The organism is Caballeronia hypogeia (assembly GCF_001544875.2).
GTDB lineage: Bacteria > Pseudomonadota > Gammaproteobacteria > Burkholderiales > Burkholderiaceae > Caballeronia > Caballeronia hypogeia.
The window spans coordinates 13,145-34,632 of the sequence record NZ_FCOA02000023.1 but is presented as its reverse complement, the minus strand read 5'-3'; the positions used below and the strand labels follow the sequence as shown (position 1 = coordinate 34,632).

Here is a 21,488-nt window from a genome sequence, read left to right as displayed (position 1 = left end):
AGGAGGACTTCGGCATGGCTTCGACGGTATTTCTTGGGTTCATCGCGCTGTCGCTGTGGCTGGCGATCCGCGCAGGCAAGGGGCGCGGCTCGCAAAGCGTGCACGATTTCTTTGTCGCGTCGCGTCAATTCGGCGCGTGGCTCGTGTTCTTCCTCGCGGCGGGCGAGATCTACAGCATCGGCACGATGGTCGGTTTTCCGGGCGGCATCTATGCGAAAGGCCCGACCTATGGCGTGTGGTTTCTGGGCTATATCCTGCTCGCGTATCCGATCGGCTACTTTGTCGGTCCGAAAATCTGGGAGGCGGGCAAGCGCCATAACGCGATCACGCTTCCCGATCTCTTCAAGGGACACTTCGGCAGCCGCGCGCTCGAACTGATCGTCGCGATTTCAGCGCTGATCTTTCTGCTGCCATGGGGCGAGCTGCAGTTCACCGGACTCGTCGCCGCGCTCAAGGGGCTCGGCTGGAACGTGAATCCGCTGGGCCTCATCACGATCTCGGCGCTGCTCGCGTTCGCGTATATCGCGATCGCGGGCGTGCGGGCATCGGCGTATATCGCGATTCTGAAGGACATCCTCATGGTCGCGGCCATCGTCATGACGGGCATTGCCGTGGCGTGGGAAGCGGGCGTCGAACCGGTGTTCCGCGCCGCGAGCCAGCACGTGTCGAACGCGATGAACGCGCATCAGCTCACCTTCTCGATGAGCACGATGCTGTTCCAGTCGCTCGGCTTCTACGTGATGCCGTTTGCGATCCAGAACTTCTTCACCGCGAAAAGCGCCAATACGATCCGCCGCTCGCAGGTCGTCATGCCGCTCTACATGCTGATGTATCCGTTCCTTGTGGTCGCGTCGTATTACGCGATCGCGCAAAACGTGCCGCTCGGCTCGCCGAACGAGGCGTTCTTCACCGCCGTAGTGCGGCTGCTGCCGCCGTGGCTGGTGGGGCTCGTGGCAGCCGGCGCTTCGTTGTCTGGACTGCTGGTCCTTGCGGGCATCTGTCTCGCCATCGGGCCGGTCGTCACGCGCAACCTGCTGCCGAATCTGCCCGAAACGCGCCAGAAGGCGAGCGCGAAAGTCGTGATCGGGCTCTATCTGCTGCTCTCCATCGGCATGACGCTCGCGACGCCCAAGCTGATGCTCACGCTCATCAACATGACCTATTACGGCGTCACGCAGTTCTTTCCCGGCGTGATCGCGATCGTGTTCGGCCTTCGCGTGAGTGCGCGCGCGATCGCCGCCGGGTTGCTCGTCGGGCAAGTGCTGGCGGTCATTCTCTATGTGCTGAATGTGGATATCGCGGGCCTCAATCTCGGCCTCGTCTGTCTCGCGGTGAACGTGCTCGTCGTGTTTCTCGCCAACCCGAGCGCCGGCCGCAAGCACGTTCACGCCGATCTGCTCCACTCGAACGACTCATGACTGAAACCGACAATCAAGCAGTGCAAGTGCTCGTCGCGCGCAAGATCGTGACGATGAATCCGCGCCAGCCGGTCGCCACGCACGTGGCGATCCGCGACAGCAAGATCCTTGCGGTCGGCGCGCTCGACGACATCCGCCAGTGGACTGATGCCGAACCGGACACGACCTTCAGCGACAAGGTGCTGATGCCCGGCCTGGTCGAAGGCCACTCGCATCTGATGGAAGGCGCGATGTGGAGCGCGGTCTATGTCGGCTACTACGAACGGCGCGGCCCCGACGGCACGCGCTGGCCCGGCCTGCAAACGCTCGACGCCGTCATCGAACGGTTGCAGGAAGGGCAACGCGCGATGCAGGACGCCCACGCGCCGCTGCTCGCGTGGGGTTTCGATCCGATTTTTTTCGGAACGGAACGTCTCGCTGTCGCGCAGCTCGATCGCGTCTCGGCCACGCGCCCGATTGCCATCCTTCATGCCAGCGTGCATCTGATGAACGTGAATTCGCCGATGCTCGCGCTCGCCGGCATCGACGAGGACACGGACGTCGACGGCATCGCGCGCGACACGAACGGCAGGCTCACCGGCGAGCTGCAGGAATTCGCGGCGATGTTTCCGGTGTATCGCGTGATCGGCGCGAAGCTCTCGCTCTCGGCGAGCGACAACCCGGACGCGATACGCGCGTTCGGCAAAGTGGCGCAACTCGCGGGTGTGACGACTGCCACGGACCTGCTCAACGATCTCTCCGACAAAGGCATGCGCAACCTCGTCGAAGTAACGCGCGATACGCGCTTCCCGATCCGTCTCGTGCCCGCGTTCGGGCCGCAGCGCAATCCCGAAGGCGGCCCCGCGCGCGTGCTCGAAGCGGCCGACCTGAACTCGGACAAGCTGCGCTTCGGACCGGTGAAGTTCATCGTCGATGGTTCGATTCAGGGCTTCACCGCGCGTCTGCGCTGGCCGGGCTACGTGAACGGAAAGCCGAATGGTCTGTGGCTGATTCCGCCGCAGCAGTTCGTCGAAACCTTCCTGCCCTTCCATCTCGCGGGGCTGCAACTGCACATCCACACGAACGGCGATGAAGCCACCGAACTCGTGCTGGATGCAATCGAGACAATTCTGGACAGGCATCCGCGGTCCGGTCATCGACATACGCTACAGCATTGCCAGATGGCCGACCGAAGGCAGCTCGAGCGCGCCGCGCGTCTCGGCATGTGCGTGAATTTTTTCTCGAACCACATCTATTACTGGGGCGACGCGCACTACGAGCAAACCATGGGCGCCGACCGCGCGAATCGGATGAACGCTGCGGCGACCGCAGCCGAACTCGGCATCACGTTCGGTTTGCATTCGGATGCGCCGATTACTCAACTCAATCCGCTCTTCACCGCGTGGTGCGCCGTGCAGCGGCAGACCGCGTCCGGCCGCGTGCTGGGCGAGTCGGAGCGCCTGAGCGTCGCTGATGCGCTGCATGCGATCACGCTCGGCGCAGCCTATACGATCGGCATGGATGACGTCATCGGCAGCATCGAGGTCGGCAAGTTCGCGGATTTCGCGGTGCTCGATGAAGATCCTTATGAAGTCCCGCGCGAACGGCTCGGGCAGTTGACCGTCTGGGGCACGCTGCTCGGCGGACGTGTGTTCAAGGCGCCCGCATGATCCCACCCGTTCCGCCCATTCCGCTCGCCGTCATCGGTGGCTATCTCGGCGCGGGCAAGACCACGATCATCAATGCGCTGCTGACGAACACCGAGGGCCGTCGCGTCACGGTGCTGGTCAACGATTTCGGCTCGATCAACATCGACGCCGCGCTGATTCGCGAGCGCAGCGACGATGTGATCGGCCTGGAGAACGGCTGCGTGTGCTGTTCGATCGGCGGAAAGCTGGCTGAGACGCTGATCGAGATCGGCGCGCGTGACGTGCGCCCCGACTTGCTCGTAATCGAGGCGAGCGGCGTATCGGACCCGGTTCGCATCGCGCAGATCGGCTTGCTGGACCGTGCGTATCGTTTGCAGGGCGTCGTCGTCGCGGTGGATGCCGAATCTGTCGATGCGACGCTTGCTGACCCATATATCGGCGATATCGCGCGTTGTCAGATAGAAGGCGCGACGTCCATCGTGCTGACCAAGACCGATCTCATCGACGCCGAAGCCGCGCGTGCAGTGAAGGCGCGCGTGATGGCGCTCGCGCATACGCGCATCGTGCTCGAAGGCGATCGCGGCAACGTGCCTTTCGCACTGTTTCACGGCGATGAAGCGCCATCGCGCGAACGCATGACTGCGCGCGCTTTCATGCCATCGAGTCATCTTCCCGCTGGCCTGCGCAGTTTCACGTTTCAATCCGACCTGCACTTCGATCGCCGCAAGCTCAAGGCTGCGTGCGCTTCGCTATCGGACAGACTATTGCGCGCGAAAGGCTTCGTGCGTCTCGATGACGGTTCGTGCGCCGAGATTCATGTCGTCGGCAAACGATGGCATATCACGCCATGCCGCGAGCGCGCCGAAACGTGCATCGTGTTCATCGGCCTGTTCGATCCCGATGAGATCGGGTGCGCGCTAAGTGCTGCTTCTGCGCCGCGCGCCGAGCCATGCGGCGAGCTTCGAGAATAGCGTCATGTCGGGCGGCGCGGAAAGATCGACGGCGAAATGATGTCGATAGTACGGGCTCAGATCGAGCCCGACGCCGAGCCCCAGCACTTCCACGCCTCGCGCATTGTCATGCCGCTCGACGACCTCGCGCAAATGCTGATCGAGATAGTTCGCGTCATTCGCTTGCGCGGTGGCGCCGTCCATCGGGCTTCCGTCGGAAATCACGACCACGATCGCCCGTGCTTCATCACGGGCCATGAGCCGCGCGCAAGCCCAGTCCACCGCTTCTCCGTCGATGCCTTCACGAAACAGATCGGCCTTGAACAGCGCCGCGATATCGCCGCGCGCGGCACGCCAGCTCGCATCGCCTTCCTTGAAGATCATGTGGCACGCTTCGTTGAGCCGCCCCGGATGAGGCGGCCTGCCCTTCGCCAGCCAGTCGAGCTTCGCGCGCCCGCCGTTCCATGCGCCGGTCGTGAAGCCAAGCACTTCCGTCGCGACGCCGGCCATGCCGAGCGCGCGCACGAGCACGTCGATCATCACCGCGACGGGCTCGATGCTCGCCTTCATCGACCCCGAACAGTCGACAAGAAAGCTCACGGCGCAATCCGCGTGCGGCCGCTCGCGTTCGCGCCGGAACACGCGCCGCTCATCGGGCGATGCGATCACCTGCGCGAGCCTGCGTCCGTCGATGCGTCCGTCCTCCTCGCCGAACGACCAGCCATCGCGTCGCGGCGCCGCGATCGATGCCTGCAGAATGCGCGCAAGGCGCGGCACATTGATATGGCGCGCGGCGATCAACGTGTCGAGGCGTTCGCGATATTCGCGCAGCAACGCGGTGCGAATCAGCGTCGCAGGAACGATGGTCTTGTCGTAGCGCGTGGTGAAGACGCGATAGTTCTCACCGGATGCCGCGCGCGCGCTGCTGTTTCCGCTCGCGGCGAGCGCGAGCCGCTCGGCGTCGCCTTCTTCGTCGTCGACATCGAACCATGAGCCAAGCATGGTGCGCGCAGCCGTTTCGTTTTCTTCTTCCGAAGCCGCGTTGCTTTCGACGAACGCATGACGCACGTCACGCACCATGGAGGCGACGCGATGCGCGATATCCAGTGCATTCTCCGCATAATCGCGCTGTTCCCCGCGATGCCGGCGCAAGCCTGCGAGCGCCACGCCCAGTAAAGGCGCGAGCGCCGCGCGCGTCGCTTCGATCAGCCCCTCGGTTGCTTCCAGCACGGCGCGCCCGCAGAGACGTGACGCGACCATCTGGGCGACCGTGTAGATCAGCAGACCGATATCGCTGTCGAGCAGGCCGCTCTCGTAACACGCAAGCGACCACGTATCGAAGCGATGCCGGACGTTCCGCTCCACACCCGCCATGCCGGCAGGCGCGAGCGATTCGCAGCGCAGTTGTTCGAGCATGTCGAAGACCATGCGCGCGACCGCATCGTCCGGCATCAACGAGCGATGCAGGGACGCATCCGAATACAGGATGCGCAACGCAGACGCATCGGCGGCCCCGCGCGTGGACTCGAAATCTTCCTCCGTCGTGCGCTCGCCGCGCAGATGCGGCGCATGCAACGGCACCGGACGCAATTGGCGGTACAACCTCCCGCCGCGATAGTGCAGCGCTTCATCGCCCGTCAGCGCGCGCACCGTCGCCGCGCACAGCGCGTCACGCCGCGCGAGTTCACGCGCGCCGCTCATTTCGCGTGCCCTTCCTGCCGCGCGTGCCATTGCGACGGCGTGTCGAGTTCGTCGCCGAACGCGCGCTGAAAATATTCCGCGACGATCGGGCGTTCCGCTTCGTCGCATTTATTCAGGAAAGTGAGACGCAGCGCGAGCTTCACGTCGCGGAAGACCTCGCAGTTCTCCGCCCAGCTGATCAGCGTGCGCGGCGACATCAACGTGGAGAGATCGCCCGCCTGAAACCCGCGCCGCGTGAGTCCGGCCATGCTGACCATCGAATCGACCAGCGCGTGGCCCGTGTCGTGATCGAGCTGCGGTACGCGCGCAAGCACGATGCGCGCCTCTTCCTCGCGCGACAGATAGTCGAGCGTCGCGACCACGTTCCAGCGGTCGATCTGCGCGTGATTCAGCATTTGCGTGCCGTGATACATACCGTTCAGGTTTCCGAGACCGATGGTGTTGGTCGTCGCGAACAGGCGAAAAAAACGATGCGGCTGGATCACGCGATTCTGGTCGAGCAGCGTGAAGCTGCCGTCACGTTCCAGGATGCGCTGGATCACGAACATGACGTCGGGGCGGCCCGCGTCGTATTCGTCGAACACGAGTGCAACGGGCCGCTGCAGCGCCCACGGCACGATGCCCTCCTGAAATTCGGTGACCTGCACGTCGTCGCGCACGACGATCGCATCCTTGCCGACCAGATCGAGACGGCTCACGTGGCCGTCGAGGTTCACGCGCATGCACGGCCAGTTCAGGCGCGCGGCCACCTGCTCGATGTGTGTCGATTTGCCGGTTCCATGAAGGCCCTGCACCATCACGCGCCGGTTGTGGGCGAAGCCCGCGAGAATCGCCAGCGTGACCTCGGGATTGAAGCGATACGCCTCGTCGATCTCGGGCACGTGCGGATCGGACGCGCCGAATGCCGGCACCTGAAGATCCGAATCGATGCCGAATACCTCGCGCACGGACACCGTGCGATCCGGCTCGTGCAGCCCTGTGTCGCGCATCATCATGCTTCCTCCCTGGTCGCCGAACCTCCATCATATCGATTAACGTTTTTCGGAACAATTTATTTCGCTTATTTTTATCAATTCGGCCTATTGTGGCGGCGTTCGGCACCTCATTTACAATAATGTCGAACGAAATCAAGGAAAAAACGCCGATGGACAAGCCCGACACACCGACGCTGCGCGCCTTCGCGCTTCTCGAATATCTGGTGCAGGCGGGCAATCCTGTATCGCTGACGGACATGGCCGAAGACATGGGCATGCCCAAGCCGTCCCTGCACCGCATGCTGGGTTCGCTCGAAGCGGGCGGCCTCGTGATTCGCGAGCCGGGCGACAAGAACGCGTATGTGGTCGGCCCGCGACTCGCGCAGCTCGGCCTCAATGTCATGACGCATGCGGGCTCGCGGCGGCTGCGTCATGCCATCCTCACGCGTCTCGTCTCCGATCTCGGCGAAACCTGCAATCTCACGATGCTGCACGAAAACGAAGTGCTGTATCTCGACCGCGTGGAAGCGCCGTGGCCGCTGCGGCTCGACCTGAAGCCCGGCTCGCACGTGCCCGTTTGGTGCAGCGCGAGCGGCAAGCTCCTGCTTGCGATGCAGCCCCGCGAAGAACGCAATGCGCTCGTGCGCGCGATGAAACTCGAACGATTCACCGCCAATACGATCACCGACACCGAGATGCTGGAAGCGGAACTCGACCGCATCGCAAAAAAGGGTATATCGATAGACAACGAGGAGTTCGTGCAGGGAATCGTCTGCGCGGCCGCGCCCATCGCCGATGCGAATGGCGCGTCCATCGCGGCGATCGCCGTGCATGCGCCGGTCTCGCGCACACCGCTCTCGCGGGCGCTCGAAATGGTTCCGCGTCTGAAGGAAGCGGCGGCGGAGCTCGGCAAGACCTTCTGAGCGCATCGGCGCCCCGAAAACTGCATCTTCCGTTCCGAAAAATATCGCGTCGGGCGCGGGAACAGGCGTAAAGTGTTCGAAATGTGAAACAGCCTGTTCCGATTTAACTCATGCGCGACGCCACCCATCTCGATCCAGCCGATCACGGCAGCGAAGAAACGCGGACGCTTCGTCCGCTCGCCGTTCTCGAACAGCTCGCCGTCGCAGGGCAAACCTATACGCTGTCCCAGCTCGCCGCGCGCGTGCGCATTCCCAAGGCGACGCTGTTGCGCCTGATCGATTCCCTCGAAGCGCAAGGTTATGTGACGCACATGCCGGATGCGCGCGGCACCGACCGCGGCATCGCCCTCGGACCCCGCGCCGCGCAACTGGCGCTCGCGACGCTCGCCAACAACACCTTTACGCGCGCGTGTCGCGCGATCCTGCGCTCGCTTGTCGATGTGATCGGAGAAAGTTGCAATCTCACCGCGCTCGACGGCGACACCGTGCTTTATATCGAACGCGTCGAGACTGCCGAGCCGCTGCGTCTGCACATGCAGGCGGGCATGCGGGTGCCGCTGCACTGCACCGCGAGCGGCAAGCTGTTCCTTTCACAGATGTCGCTCGCCGAACGCCGTCAGATACTCGGTCGCCTCACGCTCACGAAAAGGACGCATCGCACGTTGACCGACCAGGCGCTGCTCGAAGCCGAACTCGACCGGCTCGCCGCGCGCGGCGTCGGCATCGACAACGAGGAATTCGTGCTCGGCATGGTGGCGGTCGCGGTACCGATTACCGACGCCGCGAGCGGCCGCGTGCTCGCATGCCTCGCCGCACATGCGCCGACCGCGCGCGCGAGCCTCGGCGACCTGCTCGAGGCCGTGCCGCATCTACGCGAAAACGCGGCGAAACTCGCCACGCTCATCGATGCGTCGGAAGGCCTGACGCCGATGGCGCGGCATCGATCCTGATCCCGGCCCGCTTCTCGACCAATCTCTCGCAAATTGCCGCGGCGTCCCGTCACACGAGCGTCCGCGCGCCACACTTCGCGCTGTCCATCCAAAGCTCATCGATTTTTAACGATACGTTTCATTCCGTTTTTTTGATAAAACAGTTGACGGCTTGACTCGACCATCCTACGATGTCTCTACGATGTACATTTCGGAACCAAACGTTCCGCTTTATTTAGACACCGGAGACACTCATGAGCGAGCACGACCAAGCCCGTCCTTCCAGGACCACTCTCGCCGCCACTGCGGCGCCCAGCGGTCCGCAGGCGATGACCCCGTCAGAAGCATTCGTCGAGACGCTCGCCGCCAATGGCGTGACCGAGATGTTCGGCATCATGGGTTCGGCATTCATGGACGCGATGGACATCTTCGCCCCCGCCGGCATCCGCCTGATTCCGGTGGTGCATGAACAAGGCGCGGGCCATATGGCGGACGGCTATTCGCGCGTGTCAGGCCGTCATGGCGTCGTGATCGGCCAGAACGGTCCGGGCATCAGCAATTGCGTGACGGCTATCGCAGCCGCGTACTGGGCGCACAGCCCGGTGGTGATCGTGACGCCCGAGGCGGGCACGATGGGCATCGGACTCGGCGGCTTCCAGGAAGCCAAGCAATTGCCGATGTTCCAGGAATTCACCAAGTATCAGGGTCACGTCACGCATCCGGCGCGCATGGCGGAATACACGGCGCGCTGCTTCGATCGCGCGATGTCGGAAATGGGCCCGACGCAACTGAACATTCCGCGCGACTATTTCTACGGCCAGGTCAAGGTCGAGATTCCGCGTCCGCAACGTCTCGATCGCGGCCCCGGCGGCGACCAGAGCCTGAACGAAGCAGCCGATCTGCTCGCCGAAGCGAAATTCCCCGTCATTATTTCGGGCGGCGGCGTGGTGATGTCGGATGCTGTCGAGGAATGCAAGGCGCTTGCCGAACGTCTGGGCGCGCCGGTCGTGAACAGCTATCTGCATAACGACTCGTTCCCGGCGAACCATCCGCTGTGGTGCGGTCCGCTCGGCTATCAAGGCTCGAAGGCCGCGATGAAGCTGCTGAGCCAGGCCGATGTCGTGATCGCGCTCGGCTCGCGGCTCGGACCGTTCGGCACGCTGCCGCAACACGGTCTCGACTACTGGCCGAAGGAAGCGAAGGTCATCCAGATCGACGCGGACCACAAGATGCTCGGCCTCGTGAAGAAGATTTCAGTGGGCATTTGCGGCGATGCGAAGGCGACCGCCATCGCGCTCACGCAACGTCTCGCGGATCGCAAGCTCGACTGCGACGCGACGAAGGACGCGCGCGCGAAGACCATTGCAGATGAAAAGGCCGCGTGGGAGAAGGAGCTCGACGAGTGGACGCACGAACGCGACCCGTACAGCCTCGACATGATCGAGGAACAGAAGAGCGAGAAGCCGTTCAGTGGCGGCCAGTATCTGCATCCGCGTCAGGTTCTGCGCGAGCTGGAAAAGGCGATGCCCGAGGACGTGATGGTGTCCACCGATATCGGCAACATCAACTCGGTCGCCAACAGCTATCTGCGCTTCAACAAGCCGCGCAGCTTCTTTGCGGCAATGAGCTGGGGCAATTGCGGCTATGCGTTCCCGACGATCATCGGCGCGAAGGTCGCGGCGCCGCATCGGCCGGCCGTTTCCTATGCGGGCGATGGCGCATGGGGCATGAGCCTGATGGAAACCATGACCTGCGTGCGCCACAACATTCCCGTGACGGCCGTGGTGTTCCATAACCGTCAATGGGGCGCGGAAAAGAAGAACCAGGTGGATTTCTACAACCGCCGCTTCGTCGCGGGCGAGCTCGACAACCAGAGCTTCGCCGAAATCGCGAAGGCGATGGGGGCGGAAGGCATCGTCGTCGACAAGCTGGAGGATGTCGGCCCGGCGCTCAAGAAGGCCATCGATCTGCAGATGAATCACGGCAAGACGACGATCATCGAGATCATGTGCACGCGCGAGCTGGGCGACCCGTTCCGCCGCGATGCGCTGTCCAAGCCGGTTCGCATGCTCGACAAGTACAAGGACTACGTTTAAGTCCAGCGGTCACGCCGTCCCGCGCCCTCGGGGCGGCGTTCTCTTCTCAATCACCATGAGCCCGCCATGAAAGCCATGCATCGCATCATCGATCAGGCTCGCGACCTGCCGATGCGAATCGTCCTCTCCGAAGCCGAAGACACACGCGTGCTGCAGGCTGCCGTTCGCGCGCAGAAGGAAGGCATCGCGCGCATCGTCCTCGCGGGCTCCCGAGCGCGCGCGTATCAGGTCGCGGATGCCGCGGGCATCGACCTCGAAGGCATCGAACTGATCGATCCTTCGCACGCCGCGCAGACGCAGCGCTTTGCCGAAGAGCTCTACGCGCTGCGCGAAAAGAAAGGCATGACGGCCGAGGAAGCGAGCAAGGCCGTGCTCCATCCGCTGTGCTTCGCGAACCTGATGGTGCGTCTGGGTGAAGCGGACGGCTCCGTGTCAGGCGCGGTCAACACGACCGCGGATGTGGTGCGCCATGCGATCCAGATCATCGGCGTGCGCCCTTCGTTCAAGCTGGTGTCGAGCTTCTTTCTGATGATGCTGTGCGAGCCTTTCCATACGATGAAAGGCGGACTGATCTTCTCCGACTGCGCGCTCGTCGTCGAGCCGGATGCGGAACAGCTCGCCGAAATCGCCATGGCCGCCGCCGACAGCGCGCGCAATCTGCTGATGGAGGACGCGCGCGTCGCGATGCTGTCGTTCTCGACGAGCGGCAGCGCCCACCACGCCGCCGTCGACAAGGTGATCGAGGCGACGCGGCGCGTGAAGGAAGCGCGCCCGGGTCTCGCCATCGACGGCGACGTGCAGCTCGACGCCGCCATCGTCGCGGAGATCGCGATGCGCAAGGTGCAGCACTCGCAAATCGAAGGGCACGCCAACACGCTGATCTTCCCGAGTCTCGAAGCGGGCAACATCGGCTACAAGCTGGCGGAGCGCATCGGCAGCGCGAAGGCCATTGGACCCTTGCTGCAAGGGCTCGCGAAGCCGGCCAACGATCTGTCGCGCGGTTGCAGCGCCGACGACATCTATTACGTCATCGCCGTGACCTGCGTGCAGGCGCAGGCCGCGCGGCATCAGACCATGTGACCCGCATCATGGATACGCGAGCCGAAACCGAAGACGCGTTCGTCGACACCGAAGCGACGGAAAGCGCACCGCTCATCGAAACGTCGGCACGCGCCGACACGCCCACGCTGCGCGCCTTCAGCGTGCTCGAACATCTGGTAGCCGCAAAAGGCGCGCTGTCGCTCGCGGATCTCGCCACCGGCATCGGGCAGCCGAAGGCATCGCTGCACCGCATGCTGCAATCGCTCGAAGCCGGCGGCTTCGTCGCGCGCGAGCCGGGCCAGAAGAACGCCTACGTGATCGGCCCGAGGCTCGAACGGCTAGGCGTCGACGTGATGATGCACAGCGGCGCGCGACGGCAACGTCACGCAATACTGGAACATCTCGTCGCCGATCTCGGCGAGACCTGTAACCTCAGCACGCTGCACGACACGCAGGTGCTCTATCTCGACCGTTGCGAATCGGCATGGGCGTTGCGGCTCGAACTCAAGCCCGGCTCACACGTGCCCGCGCATTGCAGCGCGAGCGGCAAGCTGCTTCTTTCGATGATGCCGCGCGACGATCGTGCGGCGCTGATCCGCGCGATGCCGCTCGAACGCTTCACGCCCAACACGCTCGACGACCCCAACCTGCTCGAAGCGGAGCTGGATCGCATCGCACACAAGGGACTCGCCGTGGACAACGAGGAGTTCGTCCTCGGCATCGCGTGCGTCGCCGTTCCGGTGTTCGATTCGCGCGGCAAATGCATCGCGGCGGTTGCGGTGCATGCACCGGTGTCGCGCATGGCCCTGTCGCGCGCGCTCACATTCGTGCCGCGTCTTCAGCAGGCAGCGGCCGAACTCACGGCCACCTTCTGACGTATCGATCGCCTTTAGTTCGGATATCCAACCATTGAAACACGCGTAAGGGACAACCCGAACACCTCTTGGATACTGAATCGAATTTCGCATTTTCCGTTTCACTTTCGCGCCCTTTCGCGTTTTCTTCTTGGCGTCATCGCCCGCTTGTTCCACTCTGAACGTACTGCAAGCGAAACGATTCATTCCAAAAGAAGACTTCAGGAGACAGGCGTCATGCAGCAGGAAGTCGATTACGTCATCGTCGGTGCGGGCTCGGCAGGATGCGTGCTCGCCAACCGTCTGAGCGCGAATCCGTCCAATACGGTGTTGCTGCTCGAAGCGGGCGGCCCCGATTCCAGCCCGTGGATTCATATCCCCGTCGGCTACTTCAAGACGATGCACGACCCCGAGCTCGACTGGTGCTATCGCACGGAACCGGACGATGCGCTCGCCGGACGCAGCATCGACTGGCCGCGCGGCAAGGTGCTGGGCGGTTCCAGCTCGCTCAACGGGCTGCTTTACGTGCGCGGCCAGCGCGAGGATTACGATCGCTGGACCGAACTCGGCAACACGGGCTGGAGCTACAGGGATGTGCTGCCCTACTTCAAGAAATCGGAAGATCAGGAACACGGCGCGAGCGAGTATCACGGCGCGGGCGGCCCGCTGAAGGTATCGGATCTGCGTCTGCGCCGGCCCATCGCGGATCATTTCATCGCGGCTGCGCAGGAGATCGGCATCCCGTTCAACGAAGACTACAACGGCGCGACACAGGAAGGCGTCGGCTATTTCCAGCAAACGGCCTACAAGGGCTTTCGCTGGAGCACCGCGAAGGGCTTTCTCAAGCCCGCGCGCGAGCGGCGCAATCTGATCGTGCAGACCCGCGCGCAAACGCGCAAGGTGCTCTTCAATGGGCGCGAAGCGACCGGCATCGAGTATGTGCACGAAGGCGTCGTGAAGACCGTGTGCGCGCGCGTCGAAGTCATTCTCGCCGCCGGTGCGATCGGCTCGCCGCAGATTCTTCAGAACTCGGGCATCGGCCCTTCACGCGTGCTCGATCATGCGGGCGTGCAGGTCAGACATGAACTCGCTGGCGTCGGGCGGAACCTGCAGGATCATCTGCAAGTGCGGCTGGTCTTCAAGACGCGCGAACGCACGCTCAACGACGAGGTCAACAATCCGCTGAAAAAGGCGCTCGTCGGCCTGCAATACGCGATCTCGCGCACGGGGCCGCTGACGCTCGCGGCTAGCCAGGTCGCGATCTTCACGCGCTCATCGCCCGAACTCACGCGGCCGGACATCCAGTTTCACATGCAGCCGCTTTCCGCGGACAAACCCGGCCAGGGCGCGCATCCGTTTTCGGCGTTCACGTCTTCCGTGTGTCAGTTGCGGCCGCATAGCCGTGGCAGCGTGGAGATTCGTTCGAACGATCCACTGCACTATCCGGCGATTCGCGCGAACTATCTGTCCGACGAACGCGATCATCACGTCGTGATCGGCGGCATCAAGGTCGCTCGTCGCATCGCCGCGGCGCCATCGCTTGCCAGACACATCGTGTCGGAATTCATTCCCGGACCGGAGTATCGGACCGACGCCGATCTGCTCGAAGTAGCGCGCAAGTTCAGCCAGTCGATCTATCACCCGGCGGGCACCTGCAAGATGGGCAGCGATGCCCTCGCGGTTGTCGATGAGCGCCTGAAGGTCCGCGGCATCGGACGTCTGCGCGTGGTCGACGCGTCGATCATGCCCGAGCTCGTATCGGGCAACACGAATGCACCGGTCATCATGATCGCAGAGAGAGCCGCCGACATGATTCTCGAAGACCAGCGCTATCAGCACGTCACTCGCGTCGAAGACGCACCCGAAGCGGTTGTGAACAAGCCCATGGCCCATGCAGGCCACAGAGACTGAACACAAGTCTCACATGTACAGGAAAATACCCGGAGACAACTCATGAACGCACTGCCCCGAGCCGATGGCAAGCAGATGAGGAAGGTCGTCGTCGCGAGTCTGATCGGCGCGACGATCGAGTGGTACGACTTCTTTTTATATGGCGTGGTTGCCGGAATCGTCTTCAACAAGCTGTACTTTCCGAGCGACGATCCGCTCATCTCGACGATGCTCGCCTATGGCACCTTCGCCGTCGGTTTCCTGAGCCGCCCGCTGGGCGGCGTGATCTTCGGTCACTTCGGCGACCGCATCGGCAGAAAGAGCATGCTCGTGATGACGCTCACGATCATGGGCGTGGCGACCGTGCTGATCGGCATGGTGCCCACGTATGCGCAGATCGGCATCTGGGCGCCTTCGCTGCTCCTTCTCCTGCGCGTGCTGCAAGGTATCGGGCTCGGCGGCGAATGGGGCGGTGCGGTGTTGATGGCGTTCGAGTACGCGCCTGAAAACAAGCGCGGCTTCTATGCGAGCATTCCGCAGATCGGTCTTGCGCTCGGGCTTTGTCTTTCGTCGGGCGTGGTCGCGGCGCTGTCGCTCACGCTCACCGACGCGCAGTTTCTCGCCTGGGGCTGGCGTCTCGCCTTCTTCCTGTCGTTCGCGCTCGTCGTCATCGGCATGTATATCCGCCTGAACGTGATGGAAACGCCGGAGTTCACGCGCATCCGCAAGACGGGCAGCGAGGCGCGCATGCCGATCATGGATGTCATCACGAAATATCCGGGCAATACGATCGCCGGCATGGGCGCACGCTTCATCGACGGCGTGTTCTTCAATGTGTTCGGCGTGTTCTCGATCTCGTATCTGACGGGCACGCTGCATATGCAGCGCACCGAGGCCTTGCTCGGCGTGATGGTCGCCGCGTTCGTGATGATCTTCACGATTCCGTTCTTCGGGCGGCTCTCCGATCGCGTCGGCCGCGCACGCATCTACTTCTGGGGATCGCTCGCCACCGGGCTTTCCGCCTTCTTCGGCTTCTGGCTCATGAAACACAGCGGCGGCAATACGATGCTCGCGTGGCTCGCGGTCGTGATTCCGCTGGGCGTCGTGTACGCATCGATCTACGGACCCGAGGCCGCGCTCTTCTCCGAACTCTTCGACGCGAAAGTACGCTACTCGGGCATCTCCTTCGTGTATCAGTTCTCGGGCATCTTCGCGAGCGGCATCAGCCCGATCGTCGCGACGTGGCTGCTGCAACGCAATGGCGGCGATCCGTGGATGATCGCGGGATATTGCCTCGCGGCGGGCATCATCAGCGCGATGTCGGCGGCGTGGGTCGGGTTGCGGCAGCGGCGCGAACTGGCGTTTTCAGTGAGTTGAATCTTCGGAACGAAGTCGATGAAACCGCCGCGCCGTAGCATCGGCGCGGCGGTTTTTTATCGCACTGGCGAAGCGCGCAAGCCACACGTAATATTTAAAGATCACGATAACTTTCAGCAGGAGACATGCAATGCCTACCCGACCAACCGCCACGCTTTGGGCGCAGCTCTTCGAGCGCTCGCGGGTCTCGGGAATGAGCTTGCAGAACCAGATCCGCCAGATGATCGTCAACGCGATCCTGAGCGGCCATATCGCGCCTGACACCGCGCTGCCTTCGAGCCGCGAGCTCGCGGATCAGCTCAACGTGTCGCGCAATACGGTGGTGCTCGCCTATCAGCAGCTCGTCGAAGAAGGCTATCTCGTGTCGCGCGAGCGTAGCGGCCATTTCGTCAACCCGGCGACCGATGAACTGCAACGCGGCTTCACCGCCACGGGCATGCAGGATGCGCCCGGCATCGAAGCGCAGCAAGGGCATCCGGACTGGAGCGCGCGCATCAAGCATGCGCCGTCGAATCAGCGCAACATCGTCAAGCCTTCGAACTGGCAAAGCTACGAATACCCCTTTATTTATGGGCAATTCGATACCGAGCTGTTCCCCACGAGCGACTGGCGCGAGAGCTGCATGCACGGCCTTTCGGTCATGGAGATTCGCAACTGGGCGCCCGACCTGATCGAGCGCGACGATGAAACGCTCGTCGAGCAGATACGCACGCGCGTCCTGCCGCGCCGTGGCGTGTTCGCGATGCCGGAGGAGATCGTCGTCACGAACGGCTGTCAGCAGGCGCTGTATCTGATCGCGGATCTCATGTGCGGGCCGGAAACGAAAGTCGGCATGGAAAATCCCGGCTATCCCGATGCGCGCAACATCTTCCAGCACCGCAATGCGCAGATCGTGCCGCTGCATGTGGATGAAGAAGGCGCCGTCATCGACGATGCAAGCGCGGTCGCCTCCTGCGATTACGTGTATGTCACGCCGAGCCATCAATGCCCGACCACGGTGACCATGCCGATCGAGCGGCGGCGCAGGTTACTCGACCTTTCGGTGAAGCATGATTTCATCGTTATCGAAGACGACTATGAAAGCGAGAACACGTTCTCGGGCACGCCGCATCCCGCATTGAAAAGCCTCGATACGGCGGAGCGCGTGGTGTATATCGGCTCGTTGTCGAAGACGCTCGCGCCGGGACTGCGTCTCGGTTATATCGTCGCGCCGCGCACCCTGATACGCGAATTGCGCGCGCTGCGCCGGCTGATGATCCGGCACCCGGCGGCTTACATTCAGCGCGCGTTCGCCACGTTTCTGGCTCTCGGTCATCACGACACGCTGTTGCGCAAGCTCGGGCGCGTCTACAAGGAGCGCGCCGAAGTGCTGATGAATGCGCTCGCCACGCATCTGCCCGAGTTGCGCGCCTCGAAGGTGACGGGCGGCGCGTCGTGCTGGGTCGAAGGGCCGCCGTGGCTCGACGCGACGCGCCTCGCAAAAGACGCTCAGGCGCTCGGCGTGCTGATCGAGCCGGGCAGCGTGTTCTTCGCCGATCCGGCCGATGGCCAGTGTTGCTTCCGCATGGGCTTTTCAGCGATACGCGCGGAACTCATCGAGCCGGGCGTGCGCGCGCTCGCGCAGGTCGTGCAGCAACGCAGACCCTGACTCGGGCGCTACTTCCAGGGCGCCATCGCGTGAAACACGCCGTCGCGCCGCACGAGCGCATGAAACAGCGCCGCAGCGAGATGCACGACGATCAGCGCGAAGAAGCACAGCGCAAGAAAGCGATGCGCGTTCCACAGCAGCGTGTGCAATGAATTGCTGTGCGGCAGGAGCGAGGGCAGCGTGAATCCGCCCAACACGATGGGATAGTCCGCCGCCGACAACATGCCGTATCCGAGCAGCGGCAACGCGATCATCAGCGCGTAGAACGCATAGTGCGACAGGTAAGCAGCGAGCTTCATCGGTTCCGGCATGTTCGCGGGCAGCGGCGGCGCGCCGCGTGTGATGCGCACCGCAAGGCGAATCAGCGCGAGCACGAGAATCGCGACGCCCAGCGGCTTGTGGATCGACACCAGCTTCAGATAGTCCGGCCTGACCGTCGACACCATGCCGACGCCGATGAACAGCATCGCGAGGATGCAGATCGCCATGATCCAGTGCAGCGCGCGCTGCAGTGGCGAGAAGCGCTCGTGGATCGCGTTCATGGCCTGGCTCCTTGCGCGGGCGTGTGCGGATAGTCCTTGTCCTCGGCGGCGCGTCGATTGAACGACACCGAATAGGCGGCCGAGCGCGCGGCGGGGAAGGGATCGTCGGAGACGCGCATGCCGGGGGGCAGCACGGTGGGATCGAAGTTGAGATCGCGGCACGGCCCGTCGGGCTCGGGCTCGATCGCCTTGACGACTAGCGTGCCTACTTCCACCGTGTGGCGATCTTCCGGCCACGCCTTGCTCGGGTCCGCCGTGGGATCGCCCGGGTCGGCGACCGTCACGACCATGGCCCAGCGTTGCGGCGCGCCCTGCACGCGTTGCGTGATCTCGGCATCGAGAAAGTCAGCGCCCTTCTTTTTCAGGTCGTCGGCGGTCAGGTTCTCCGGTTTCGCCGCCGGCACGAAGGACCAGCGCACCGTCTGGGCCTGGCCGTCCGCATTCGTGAACACAAAGCTATTCAGGCTGTTGTAGCGTTCCTCCGCATACGATGCCTTCCACGGCGCGCTGCCCGCCCATTGGCCGAACGCGGCAATCTCGGGATGCGCGGTGGCGAACTTCTGCATCGACTCGGGATCGTTCTTGTTGGCGAGCGCACGTTGCAGTTCGAAGAATGCCTGCGGCGTCGAGACGGGGAAGATCGGAGCATCGATCATCGCGGAGCGCCACTCGCTTCTGTCCGGCATGACGACGCGCAGGCTCAGGCCGCGCACGCGCGTCATTGCATCCGATGCCTTCGGGTCGGGCGTCGCCAGATTGAAGCGCCCGGTGACGGGAAAGGTGCCCGGCATGAACATTTTGGCTTTGGAGAGCGCCGCGCCCGAGCCATTGGATTCGAAGTCGCCGGTGAAGCAGATGCCCTTCGCGTGATTGCGTCTGAAGCCCGGCACCGCGCCGCCCGGCGGCGCGAGACTGCCGACGATCTTCTTGGGCGTGAGGCGATTGGGCGAAAGCCAGCCTGCCGTATATGCGAAGGCCGCGACCAGCGCGGCCACGATCGCCGCGATCAGGATCAGCGCAGGAACAGGCGAGCGTGGTGATGATTTATCAGTCATCGTAGTCTCTCGATCGACGAATCCGCTGCACGGTAATCTATCAGCGTGACGGGAATCGTGCCAAAAGCGCGCAAAATTCGCAGATACCCCCTTTGTCTTCTTTTGCCCGGGGGAAGCGCGTTGCACGCTTGCTCACAGCATCGGCAGCAAGGACCTGATGTGTTCCGCGAATGCCGCGGTCAGAAGCGACGGGCGCTCGCGCTCGAACTCGAGCGTAATGCCGACGCGGGGCAAGACGGGCAGCGCCGGATCGCTATCGAGCACGCAGAGATCCGGCGGCACGGCCGTCTGCGTGATGACGGCGATGGCCTGTCCCGAGCGCACCAGCGCGATGAGTCCCGCGAGACTGCTGCTCGCATACGCGATGCGATACGCGCGGCCGGCGCGCCGCAGCGCGTCGCAGGCCGCGACGTGATCGAGCGTATCCGGGTCGGAGAGCGCGAGCGGCAACGGATCGAAGCGAGCGGCATCGAGGCCCGCGCTGCCGACCCACACCAGTTGTTCGCGCCGGATGATGTTGTCATTCGCGTCGTTGTCAGGAAGCGAGATCATCGCGAGATCGAGCGCGCGTTTATGCAGTTGTTCGATGAGTCTCGGCGTGGGCCCGCACACGACTTCGACGAGCGCGTGCGGATGATGACTCGAAAACTGCCGTAGCAAGGAAGGCAGGAACACGGCGGCGTAGTCGTCCGGACAGCCGAAACGAATGCTGCCCGACAGTCCCTTGCCAGAGAGATCGGCCATTGCCTCGTCATGCAGTCGCAGAATGCGGTGCGCGTGGATCAGCAGACGTTCGCCGGGATTCGTCAGCACGACGCCACGCCCGGTGCGCTGAAACAAGGGCTGATCGACGATCTCTTCGAGCCGCTTCATCTGCTGGCTCAGCGCGGATTGCGTGCGGCCGACGCGCTCGGCCGCGCGGCTCAGCGCCCGCACCTCGGCGATGACGGCGAACGAGCGCAACAAATCGATCTCGAGCGACTGACTCAAGGTATTAGCTCCTTTTCTAACTCGCATTAGAACTATTCGTTTCTATAAAACCAGAGAGGCGACTAGACTGCAAGTCATCCCCAACGTTTCCGCGAGGAGTGCGCCGTGTCCCTGAACGACGATGCAGTTTTCTGGCGCAATGCCAGGCAGCACCTGATCCGCTACGGCGGCACTTTCGAGCCGATGATCATCGAGCGCGCGCAGGGCAGCTTCGTCTATGACGCGGACGGCCGCGCGATCCTCGATTTCACTTCGGGACAGATGAGCGCCGTGCTCGGCCACAGCCATCCGGAGATCGTCTCGGTCATCAGCGAATATGCGGGCAAGCTCGATCATCTGTTCAGCGGAATGCTGTCGCGGCCCGTTGTCGATCTTGCGACGCGCCTCGCCGACATCACGCCCGCCGGCCTCGACCGTGCTCTCCTGCTGAGCACCGGAGCGGAGTCGAACGAAGCGGCCATCCGCATGGCGAAGCTCGTGACCGGAAAGTACGAAGTCGTCGGATTCGCGCAGTCGTGGCATGGCATGACGGGTCATGCCGCGTCGGCGACCTACAGCGCGGGCCGCAAGGGCGTTGGTCCGGCGGCGGTCGGTTCGTTCGCGATTCCCGCGCCGTTCACGTATCGCCCGCAATTCGAGCGCAATGGCAAATACGATTACCTCGCCGAGCTCGACTATGCGTTCGATCTGATCGACCGTCAGTCGAGCGGCAATCTCGCGGCCTTCATCGCGGAGCCGATCCTTTCTTCGGGCGGCATCATCGAATTGCCGGAAGGCTATATGGCGGCGCTCAAGCGCAAATGCGAACAGCGCGGCATGCTGCTGATCCTCGACGAAGCGCAGACCGGCATCGGCCGCGCGGGCACGATGTTCGCCTTCGAGCGCGACGGCGTCACGCCCGACATTCTCACTCTATCGAAGACGCTCGGCGCCGGTTTGCCGCTCGCGGCGGTGGTGACCTCGGCGGAGATCGAAGAGAAGGCGCACGAGCGCGGCTATCTGTTCTATACGACGCACGTATCAGATCCGCTTCCCGCCGCCGTCGGCTTGCGCGTGCTGGATGTCGTCGAACGCGAAGGACTGGTCGCGCGCGCGAACGTGATGAGCGCACGGCTCAGAAATGGTCTGCTGAATCTGATGGAGCGTCATGAGTGCATCGGCGACGTGCGCGGACGCGGTCTCCTGATGGGCGTCGAGATCGTCAAGAACCGGCGCACCAAGGAGCCCGCCGATGGCCTCGGCGCGAAGATCACGCGCGAGTGCATGAAGCTCGGCTTGAGCATGAACATCGTGCAGTTGCCGGGCATGGGCGGGGTGTTCCGCATCGCACCGCCGCTGACGGTGAGCGAGGAGGAGATCGATCTGGGCGTCGAGCTGCTGGGCAAGGCGATCGAGCGGGCGATGTAACGTGATGTGAGCGCCGGATTCCACGCGCCTGGGCCGCGCGCGGAATCCGGCTTCGCATCGCGCCA

17 protein-coding genes are annotated in these 21,488 nt (G+C 63.5%); 12 read left to right on the top strand and 5 right to left on the bottom strand.

Annotated features, from left to right (window positions below):
• Positions 1 to 14 precede the first annotated feature (14 nt).
• The 3 genes from AWB79_RS26905 to AWB79_RS26895 are packed head-to-tail and all read left to right on the top strand — an operon-like array spanning position 15 to position 4,017.
• The gene (locus AWB79_RS26905) at positions 15 to 1,418 is read left to right on the top strand and encodes a sodium:solute symporter family protein (protein ID WP_061170500.1); all 1,404 of its coding nucleotides are present in this window, start codon (positions 15 to 17) and stop codon (positions 1,416 to 1,418) included.
• Positions 1,415 to 3,067 (top strand): amidohydrolase, encoded by a 1,653-nt coding sequence (locus tag AWB79_RS26900; RefSeq protein WP_061170499.1) that lies wholly within the window; start codon positions 1,415 to 1,417, stop codon positions 3,065 to 3,067. The genes AWB79_RS26905 and AWB79_RS26900 overlap by 4 nt, the downstream gene beginning before the upstream one ends.
• Positions 3,064 to 4,017 (top strand): CobW family GTP-binding protein, encoded by a 954-nt coding sequence (locus AWB79_RS26895; RefSeq protein WP_061170498.1) that lies wholly within the window; start codon positions 3,064 to 3,066, stop codon positions 4,015 to 4,017. Before AWB79_RS26900 ends, AWB79_RS26895 begins: the two co-directional genes overlap by 4 nt.
• Here AWB79_RS26895 and AWB79_RS26890 read toward each other — a convergent pair.
• Together AWB79_RS26890 and AWB79_RS26885 are read right to left on the bottom strand one after the other, a co-directional pair.
• Complete coding sequence (locus AWB79_RS26890; RefSeq protein WP_061170497.1) at positions 3,964 to 5,697, bottom strand: cobaltochelatase CobT-related protein; 1,734 nt, start codon at positions 5,695 to 5,697, stop codon at positions 3,964 to 3,966. The genes AWB79_RS26895 and AWB79_RS26890 overlap by 54 nt on opposite strands.
• On the bottom strand, positions 5,694 to 6,689 hold the full coding sequence (locus AWB79_RS26885) for an AAA family ATPase (RefSeq protein ID WP_198399109.1): 996 nt from the start codon (positions 6,687 to 6,689) through the stop codon (positions 5,694 to 5,696). Before AWB79_RS26885 ends, AWB79_RS26890 begins: the two co-directional genes overlap by 4 nt.
• Before the next feature lie 152 nt (positions 6,690 to 6,841).
• Between AWB79_RS26885 and AWB79_RS26880 the strand changes: the two genes are divergently transcribed.
• The 8 genes from AWB79_RS26880 (at position 6,842) to pdxR (ending at position 17,429) form a co-directional block, all read left to right on the top strand.
• Positions 6,842 to 7,594, top strand: coding sequence for an IclR family transcriptional regulator (locus tag AWB79_RS26880; RefSeq protein ID WP_061170578.1), 753 nt, complete (start codon positions 6,842 to 6,844; stop codon positions 7,592 to 7,594).
• 110 nt (positions 7,595 to 7,704) lie between these two features.
• A complete protein-coding gene (locus AWB79_RS26875; RefSeq protein WP_061170496.1) occupies positions 7,705 to 8,544 on the top strand; it encodes an IclR family transcriptional regulator in 840 nt (279 codons plus the stop codon).
• Between the two features lie 233 nt (positions 8,545 to 8,777).
• A complete protein-coding gene (xsc, locus tag AWB79_RS26870; protein WP_061170495.1) occupies positions 8,778 to 10,619 on the top strand; it encodes a sulfoacetaldehyde acetyltransferase in 1,842 nt (613 codons plus the stop codon).
• A 66-nt stretch (positions 10,620 to 10,685) separates the two neighbouring features.
• A complete protein-coding gene (gene pta / locus AWB79_RS26865) occupies positions 10,686 to 11,699 on the top strand; it encodes a phosphate acetyltransferase (protein WP_061170494.1) in 1,014 nt (337 codons plus the stop codon).
• A gap of 8 nt (positions 11,700 to 11,707) precedes the next feature.
• Positions 11,708 to 12,535: an IclR family transcriptional regulator gene (locus AWB79_RS26860; RefSeq protein ID WP_232471034.1), complete on the top strand. Its 828-nt coding sequence runs from the start codon at positions 11,708 to 11,710 to the stop codon at positions 12,533 to 12,535.
• A 216-nt stretch (positions 12,536 to 12,751) separates the two neighbouring features.
• The gene (locus AWB79_RS26855; protein WP_061170493.1) at positions 12,752 to 14,425 is read left to right on the top strand and encodes a GMC family oxidoreductase; all 1,674 of its coding nucleotides are present in this window, start codon (positions 12,752 to 12,754) and stop codon (positions 14,423 to 14,425) included.
• 42 nt (positions 14,426 to 14,467) lie between these two features.
• Positions 14,468 to 15,781, top strand: a complete 1,314-nt coding sequence (locus AWB79_RS26850; protein ID WP_061170492.1) for an MFS transporter — start codon at positions 14,468 to 14,470, stop codon at positions 15,779 to 15,781.
• A gap of 130 nt (positions 15,782 to 15,911) precedes the next feature.
• Positions 15,912 to 17,429 carry a MocR-like pyridoxine biosynthesis transcription factor PdxR gene (gene pdxR / locus AWB79_RS26845; RefSeq protein ID WP_061170491.1) on the top strand — a complete coding sequence of 506 codons (1,518 nt, stop codon included), beginning with the start codon at positions 15,912 to 15,914 and terminating at the stop codon, positions 17,427 to 17,429.
• An 8-nt stretch (positions 17,430 to 17,437) separates the two neighbouring features.
• Here the strand turns inward: pdxR and AWB79_RS26840 are convergent, their stop codons facing one another.
• From AWB79_RS26840 to AWB79_RS26830, 3 genes are all read right to left on the bottom strand, one after another.
• Positions 17,438 to 17,971, bottom strand: a complete 534-nt coding sequence (locus AWB79_RS26840; protein ID WP_061170490.1) for a cytochrome b — start codon at positions 17,969 to 17,971, stop codon at positions 17,438 to 17,440.
• Positions 17,968 to 19,026, bottom strand: coding sequence for a catalase family peroxidase (locus tag AWB79_RS26835; protein ID WP_061170489.1), 1,059 nt, complete (start codon positions 19,024 to 19,026; stop codon positions 17,968 to 17,970). The genes AWB79_RS26840 and AWB79_RS26835 overlap by 4 nt, the downstream gene beginning before the upstream one ends.
• 132 nt (positions 19,027 to 19,158) lie before the next feature.
• Positions 19,159 to 20,043 carry a LysR family transcriptional regulator gene (locus AWB79_RS26830; protein ID WP_074169434.1) on the bottom strand — a complete coding sequence of 295 codons (885 nt, stop codon included), beginning with the start codon at positions 20,041 to 20,043 and terminating at the stop codon, positions 19,159 to 19,161.
• Positions 20,044 to 20,121: 78 nt separating this feature from the next.
• On the opposite strand from AWB79_RS26830, the gene AWB79_RS26825 reads away from it, so the two are divergent.
• Positions 20,122 to 21,423, top strand: a complete 1,302-nt coding sequence (locus AWB79_RS26825) for an aspartate aminotransferase family protein (protein WP_061170487.1) — start codon at positions 20,122 to 20,124, stop codon at positions 21,421 to 21,423.
• Positions 21,424 to 21,488: the final 65 nt, after the last annotated feature.